This window comes from Polaromonas sp. (assembly GCF_039932935.1).
Taxonomy (GTDB): Bacteria; Pseudomonadota; Gammaproteobacteria; order Burkholderiales; family Burkholderiaceae_C; genus Polaromonas.
Window position 1 is genome coordinate 42,486 of the sequence record NZ_JBDTPB010000048.1, and the last position, 6,920, is coordinate 49,405.

The following is a 6,920-nucleotide window of genomic DNA, read 5'->3' on the forward strand; positions in this document are numbered from 1 at the left end:
GTCAGCGCTCCTTGATCGCGGCACGGCTGTTGAACCAGTTCATCAACGCCGAAGTGGCCAGCGAAGTGGTGAGGTAGATCAGCATGATGATGGCAATGCATTCGACGGCGCGGCCGGTCTGGTTGAGCGATGTGTTGGCAATCGACACCAGATCGGGATACCCCACGGCGACTGCCAGCGACGAATTTTTTGTGAGATTCAGGTACTGGTTGGTCAGCGGCGGAATGATGACCCGGAGCGCCTGGGGCAGCACCACGAGCCGCATCGAGTGGCTGCGCGACAGCCCCAGTGATGCACTGGCTTCATGCTGGCCCAGCGACACCGAAGCAACGCCCGCGCGCACCACTTCGGCCACAAAGGCCGAGGTGTACAGCACCAGCCCCAGCAGCACGGCCAGGTATTCGGGCGACAGCGCGCCGCCGCCTTCCACCTGGGTCTCCGTCAGCTTCGGCAGGTTCCATTCGGATGGTGCTCCGCCAGCCAGCCAGCCCAACAGCGCACCCGCTGCCACCAGCGCCAGCACCACCCACAGCACGGGGCGCGCCTGGCCGGTCTGGTCAAAGTGCCGGCGTGCCCGGCGCGCATACACAAAGCCCGCCACGCCGCCAGCTGCCGCACCGCACAAAGCCAGCGTCTGCCCCAGATGCCAGACCGGGAAGGGGTACGAGAGGCCGTTTTTGCTGACATACACCAGGCTGCCGATATGCAGCGCCTGGTCAATGGCAGGCAGATACTCGGTGAACAGCAAGTACCACATCAGCAGCTGCAGCAGTACCGGGATGTTGCGAAACAGCTCGACATAGCCGTAGCACAGGCCGCGCACCAGCGCATTTCGTGAAAAGCGGCCCACGCCCAGCAGGGTTCCCAGGATGGAAGTGAGCACAATGCCCACCACGGCCACGCGCAAGGTGTTGACCAGCCCCACCAGGAAGGCCTTCCAGTAGGGATCGATCGAGTCGTAGTTGAGCCAGCCTTCTCCAATGTCAAAGCCGGCCGGCTGCAACAGGAAATCAAAGCCGCTCTGGATGCCGCGCGTTTTCATGTTGCCCAGCGTGTTGCTTACGAGCAGCCACACCAGCAAGACAATCAGGCTGACGGCCAGTATCTGGTAAACCACAGCGCGTGCCTGCTTGCTGCGCCACGAAAAACCTCCGCGCCGCAACGCCGGCGCAGGCCGCGCGGGAATTAGTGAATGCTCGGACATATGGTGGACATAAGGCGGTACCCAAGTAAAACGGGCCGCTCGCCAACGAATGGTTGGGAGCGGCCCGTTGCGTTCAGCGCATCGGAATCAGGCGATCAGCGCACCGGCATGGCGTACATCTGCCCGCCCTTGTTCCATTGGTTGTTCTGGCCGCGCGGCAGTGCCAGGGGCGTTTTGGGGCCGACGTTGCGTTCGAAGACTTCACCATAGTTGCCGACGGCCTTGACGGCACGCACCAGCCATTCCTTGTCCAGGCCCAGCAGTTTGCCGGTATCTTCGCCGCTGCCGGTCAGGCGCATGACCACGGGATCCTTGCTGTCCTTCACCATGGCATCGACATTGGCTTGCGTCACGCCATATTCTTCCGCTTCGATCAGCCCGTAAATCACCCATTTGACGATGGCGAACCACTCGTCGTCACCGCGGCGTACCATGGGGCCCAGCGGTTCCTTGGAGATCAGCTCGGGCAGGATCAGGTGATCGGCGGGGACCTTGGCTTCCTTGTTGCGGACGGAGGCAAGACCCGAGGCGTCGGTGGTGTACGCCTGGCAGCGGCCGGAAAAGTAAGCGGCGTTGACGGCTTCCTGCTTTTCAAACACGACCGGCTTCATGCCGAGGTTGTTGGCTTTGGAGAAGTCAGTCAGGTTTTTCTCGGTGGTGGTTCCGGACTGCACGCAGACCGTGGCATTTTTCAGTTGCTTTGCGCTTTTGATCTTGCTCTTCACCGGGACCATGAAGCCCTGACCGTCGTAATACGTAACGGCCGTCATGTGCAGGCCGAGTGAAGCGTCACGCGTCAGCGAGAACGTGGTGTTGCGCGACAGTACGTCGACTTCGCCGGACTGCAATGCGGTGAAGCGCTGCTGGGCATTCAGCGGAACCCACTTGACCTTGTTGGCGTCGCCCAGCACGCTGGCCGCGACGGCCTTACAAACATCCACGTCAAGTCCGGTCCAGGCGCCGTTGCTGTCGGCAGAGGAAAACCCCGCCAGCCCGACGTTCACGCCGCAGATGACCTGCCCCCGTGCTTTGATGGCATCCAGTGTCTTGCCGGCATGGGCAGGAGCCATGGCCGCAACAGTGAGGCCGGCAGCCGCCAGGGCGACCCAGCCATGTTTTTTTACGAGTTTGATCACGGGGATTCTCCAGTCAATAAGTAGGCCAACATCAGCATGAACCATGCCAATGGGCGGATGCTAGCGCAACTCTTGTGCGCGCCCACTCAGGGCAACCCCCTACGGCATGGCACAAATGTCGGCCGGAATTGCATAACCTTATGCAGCAAGCCGGCCGCATGGCGGGGCACTTCGGCGCTCGTCATCAAGGCGTGCATGCAGCTTGTTCAGGCACCTGGCAGTGCCTGACCTTCCCCACACATCGTGCTTCTGCACTAAAGCAACTCTGCCGCTTACTGGTACGAATCTTGCGCTTCATGCGTCGGGTGGCAAGGCCGCCTGCATCTTTGCCGTGCTATGCACCTTTCGCGGGCGGCCTCCGGGCGTTGAGCCCCAGCCTGTAGCAGATCTGGCGTGCGGGATTGTCACGTGAACGTATGAAAGCTCAATAGCCATGGCTTTTTTTGAGGATTTGCGTGTGGCGCAGGAAGGCGTCTTGTCACTGGGTTTCTGGGCCTTGCAGGTGTACCGGCTGGGGCATCTGCGATACCGGTTTCAATCCCGCTGGGTGCGTTATCCGCTGGGCGCAGTGCACCTGGTACTGGCCAAACTGGCCGAAATGTTTTGTGGCGTCACCATCGGCGTTTCGGCGCAGATCGGGCGGCGCCTGGTGATAGAGCATTCCGGCGCGATTGTGGTGCATGGCCGGGCCGTGATCGGCGACGACTGCATCATCCGCCAGGGCGTCACCATCGGCAACCAGCGCATCGACAAGCCGCTTGAGGCGCCCCACATCGGCAACCGCGTCAACATCGGTGCCGGCGCCAAGATTCTGGGGCCGGTGCGAATCGGAGACGACGTCGACATCGGCGCCAACGCGGTGGTGATCACCGACGTTCCGGCCGGGGCCCTTGCCGTGGGCGTGCCCGCCCGCATCATTTTGAGGCGCCGTGATGATGCCACTTCGTGAAGCCAACGCCGCGCCTTGCACGGTCAGCATTGTCATCAAGGCGTTAAACGAGGAAAAGCGCATCGTGGCCGCGGTGGAAAGCGCGCTGGCCGCAGTCCAGAGGGTCGGTGGCGAAGTGGTGCTGGCGGATTCCTGTTCGAGCGACCGCACGGTGGCGCTGGCCAGCGCCTATCCCATCCGTATCGTGCAGCTTGCGCGCGCCCATGAGCGCTGCTGCGGCGTCGGCCCCCAGCTGGGCTACCAGCATTCGGCGGGCGAGTTCGTATACATCCTGGACGGCGATATGGAAATGCTGCCCGGTTTTTTGCCGGAAGCGCTGGCCTTCATGCGGGCGCACCCCGATGCGGCCGGCGTAGGCGGGCAGGTCGTGGAAATGAATACCAGCAGCCTCGAATACGTCGCCCGCGTGGAGCGGGGCCTTGGCCACATGCAGGCCGGCGCGGTAGACCGGCTGGACATGGGCGGCCTGTACCGGCGGGCCGCGGTGCAAGAGGCCGGGTATTTTTCAGACCGCAACCTTCACAGTTATGAAGAGTTTGACCTGGCCATGCGCCTGCACGCCAGGGGCTGGAAGCTGTGGCGTCTGGACATCGATTCCGTGCGGCACCACGGCCACGATGCGCCGCCCTACCAGTTGCTGGTGCGCCGCTGGCGCAGTCGCTACATCTGCGGCCTGGGGGAAGTTTTGCGCGCCGCTTGGGGCGAGTCGCATCTGGGTTTGGTGTTGATGCGGGTGCGTGAATTGCGGCTGTATGTCGCGGTATTGGTGTGGTGGGCTGTTTTGCTTGCCATCTGGGCGGCTCCAATGCCCTGGACGGCGCGCGCCCTGGTTTTCTCTGGCATTGCGGCGGCGCCGGTACTGCTGATGGCATGGCGAAAACGCAGCGCCAGAAAAGCCGTGTTTTCCGTCGTCTCGTGGTGTTTCAACGCTGCGGGGCTGGTGCGTGGGTTGTTGACACCGCAGCGCTCTGCGCGCGCGGCGATCGACAGCATCGAGATCCGAAACGCGCCCGGCCCCTAGCGCTGCGGCGCCGCAGGTGGGCTGGGGCGCCTAATCGTTTGCGGCGCAGACGCGCAGCACCTCAGCACCGTAAGCCTCAAGCTTCTTGACGCCGATGCCGCTGATGCCTTCGAGGTCGGCAATGTCTTGCGGTGCGCGCTCTGCGATGGCACGCAAGGTCGCGTCATGAAAAATCACGAAGGCCGGCAGGTTGTGCTCACGAGCGACTTCGGCGCGCCAGGCCTTCAGGCGGGCCAGCCGCTCCAGTGCGCCGGCATTGAGCGCGGCTTCTGCCAGGCCCTTGACCGAGGTTTTGGTCACGCGTTTGCGGCCGCCGGCCTTGGTGCCTGCTGCCGCCTGTTCGCGCAGCACCACGCTCACCTCGCCCTTCAGCACCTGGCGGGCGTCGGGCATGAGCTGCAGCGTGCTGAACGCCTCGGCGTCTACACGCACCATGTTGCGTGCGATCAGCTGCCGCAGCACGCCTCGCCACTGCGGCTCGGTCAGGTCGGCGCCGATGCCGAAGGTGCTGAGCTTGTCGTGCCCGTACTGCGTCATTTTTTCGGTCATCTTGCCGCGCAGGATGTCCATGATGTGCCCGGCGCCGAAGCTGATGCCGCTGGCCTGCTGCACACGGTAGATGCAGCTGAGCATCTTGCGCGCGGCCTCCGTCGCATCCCAAATAGCAGGCGGGTTCAGGCAGTTGTCGCAGTTACCGCAATAATATTTGGCCCCCACGCTTGCCACTTCGTGTGCTGCGCTGCCCCCCGAGGGGGCTAATTTTCCTTGGGGCGGCCCGGCGGAAAATTGCTCGCAGTCTTCACCAAAATAGCCCAGCAGGCCGACGCGGCGGCAGCGCGTGTCTTCGGCCAGCGTCAACAGGGCATCGAGCTTGCCGCGCATCACCTGCTTGAACTCCTCGCTGGCGACCTCGCTGGTGTCTATCATGCGGCGCTGGTTCACCACGTCCTGCAGGCCGTAGACCATCCAGGCATCCGCGCTCTGGCCGTCGCGGCCCGCGCGCCCCGTCTCCTGGTAGTAGCCTTCGATGTTTTTCGGCATGTCCAGGTGCGCCACGAAGCGCACATCGGGCTTGTCGATGCCCATGCCGAAAGCAATCGTGGCCACCATGACGATGCCGTCTTCGCGTAAGAAGCGGTCCTGCCGTTGCTGGCGCACGCCTGAGTCGAGGCCGGCGTGATAGGCCAGCGCCTTCAGGCCCGCGTCCTGCAGCATCCCGGCGATTTCTTCCACGCGTTTGCGTGACTGGCAATACACGATGCCCGCTTCGCTCTCGTGCTCGGACTCGATAAAGCGCAGCAGCTGTCGCGTCGGATCGGTTTTCTCGACGATGGTGTAGCGGATGTTGGGCCGGTCAAAGCTGCTGACGAACTGGCGGGCGTCTTCCAGCTTGAGCCGCTCGATCATGTCCTGGCGCGTCAGCGCGTCGGCAGTGGCCGTCAGCGCCATGCGCGGTACGTCCGGAAAGGTCTCGTGCAAAAGGCTCAAGGACCGGTACTCGGGCCGGAAATCGTGACCCCACTGGCTCACGCAATGCGCCTCGTCGATGGCAAACAGGCTGAGCAGGCCGCGCTCATGCAGCGAGGCCAGCAGGCCTTTCATGCGCGGCGTGTTGATGCGCTCGGGTGCCGCGTACAGCAGCGTCAACTCGTTGCGCAGCAGCTGCTTTTCGAGCTGGCTGCTTTCATCAAAGCTTTGCGTCGAATTCAAGAACGCCGCGGACACGCCGGCCTCGTGGAGCGCGCCCACCTGGTCATGCATGAGCGCGATCAGCGGCGAGATCACCACCGTCACGCCGTGGCCGGCGTTCTGGCGCACGATGGCCGGGATTTGGTAGCACAGCGATTTACCGCCACCGGTGGGCATCAGCACCAACGCGTCGCCCCCTCCCACGACGTGGTTCACGATGGCCTCTTGCGGACCGCGGAAGCTGCCGTAGCCAAAGACCTGGCCAAGCACATCCAATGGCGTCGGCGCGGGCGGAGAAAGGGGCAATGAAGACAAGGAAATAAAGCGGGAAGTCGCGGTAGACGAAGATAAGTGCTATGAAAAGAGGAGCTGCTTGCGCAGGCGCATAAAGGGCTGGAGGCCTATTTGATGCATAGACAGCCGCCAGGTGGCCGTACTGGCAATTACATTTGCTCCCAGGGCAGCCCGTCAAAACGCCAGCCGGAAAGCGTGGAGCGCTGGAACTGCTCGTCCAGCTCGCCCTCAAACCCGTGCACCACGTGCTGCACGTTCGAAAAACCGGCCGCCTCCAGGGCCAGGCCCGCGTCGAGCGTGCGCTTGCCGGAGCGACAGATCAGCAGCACCGGCTGCGCCTTGCCGTCGGCCTCACGCGCCACCGCGTCGGCAAACTTTTGCGGGTCCGGTTGCAGGTCGGGGTATTCGTACCATGGCACGTTGACGACTCCCGGTGGGCGGCCGACATACAGCGACTCGATTTCCATGCGCACGTCTACAAACAGTGCGTCGGGGTGGGTCTGGAGCCAGGTCCAGGCTTCCTTGGGTTGAAAGTTTTTCATGATGGGGCCAATCCCCCTATTGTCGTCTAAGGCTACGCTGAATAAGGCCCGTCAAAGCACCGGCTCGGGTTGATGCGGATCGATT

At 63.1% G+C, this 6,920-nt stretch carries 6 protein-coding genes; 2 read left to right on the forward strand and 4 right to left on the reverse strand.

Translation table 11 applies throughout. The features are described from left to right. Position 1: 1 nt before the first annotated feature. Positions 2-1,204 (reverse strand): ABC transporter permease subunit, encoded by a 1,203-nt coding sequence (locus ABI546_RS08830; protein WP_348046150.1) that lies wholly within the window; start codon positions 1,202-1,204, stop codon positions 2-4. A gap of 95 nt (positions 1,205-1,299) precedes the next feature. Beyond that, a complete protein-coding gene (locus tag ABI546_RS08835; protein ID WP_348046162.1) occupies positions 1,300-2,274 on the reverse strand; it encodes an amino acid ABC transporter substrate-binding protein in 975 nt (324 codons plus the stop codon). Positions 2,275-2,773: 499 nt separating this feature from the next. Here ABI546_RS08835 and ABI546_RS08840 point away from each other — a divergent pair, with 499 nt between their 5' ends. Beyond that, positions 2,774-3,289 carry a serine O-acetyltransferase gene (locus ABI546_RS08840; RefSeq protein WP_348046152.1) on the forward strand — a complete coding sequence of 172 codons (516 nt, stop codon included), beginning with the start codon at positions 2,774-2,776 and terminating at the stop codon, positions 3,287-3,289. Then, complete coding sequence (locus ABI546_RS08845; RefSeq protein WP_348046154.1) at positions 3,273-4,310, forward strand: glycosyltransferase; 1,038 nt, start codon at positions 3,273-3,275, stop codon at positions 4,308-4,310. The genes ABI546_RS08840 and ABI546_RS08845 overlap by 17 nt, the downstream gene beginning before the upstream one ends. Positions 4,311-4,340: 30 nt before the next feature. Here the strand turns inward: ABI546_RS08845 and ABI546_RS08850 are convergent, their stop codons facing one another. Beyond that, positions 4,341-6,314, reverse strand: coding sequence for a RecQ family ATP-dependent DNA helicase (locus ABI546_RS08850; RefSeq protein ID WP_348046156.1), 1,974 nt, complete (start codon positions 6,312-6,314; stop codon positions 4,341-4,343). Positions 6,315-6,442: 128 nt separating this feature from the next. Then, positions 6,443-6,835, reverse strand: coding sequence for a rhodanese-like domain-containing protein (locus ABI546_RS08855; RefSeq protein WP_348046158.1), 393 nt, complete (start codon positions 6,833-6,835; stop codon positions 6,443-6,445). Positions 6,836-6,920 lie beyond the last annotated feature (85 nt).

Excerpts from the sequence above, each read along its gene's own strand:
- ABI546_RS08830 (WP_348046150.1), bottom strand. The coding sequence starts at position 1,204 with ATGTCCGAGCATTCACTAATTCCCGCGCGGCCTGCGCCGGCGTTGCGG.
- ABI546_RS08835 (WP_348046162.1), bottom strand. The coding sequence starts at position 2,274 with ATGGCTCCTGCCCATGCCGGCAAGACACTGGATGCCATCAAAGCACGG.
- ABI546_RS08840 (WP_348046152.1), top strand. The coding sequence starts at position 2,774 with ATGGCTTTTTTTGAGGATTTGCGTGTGGCGCAGGAAGGCGTCTTGTCA.
- ABI546_RS08845 (WP_348046154.1), top strand. The coding sequence starts at position 3,273 with ATGATGCCACTTCGTGAAGCCAACGCCGCGCCTTGCACGGTCAGCATT.
- ABI546_RS08855 (WP_348046158.1), bottom strand. The coding sequence starts at position 6,835 with ATGAAAAACTTTCAACCCAAGGAAGCCTGGACCTGGCTCCAGACCCAC.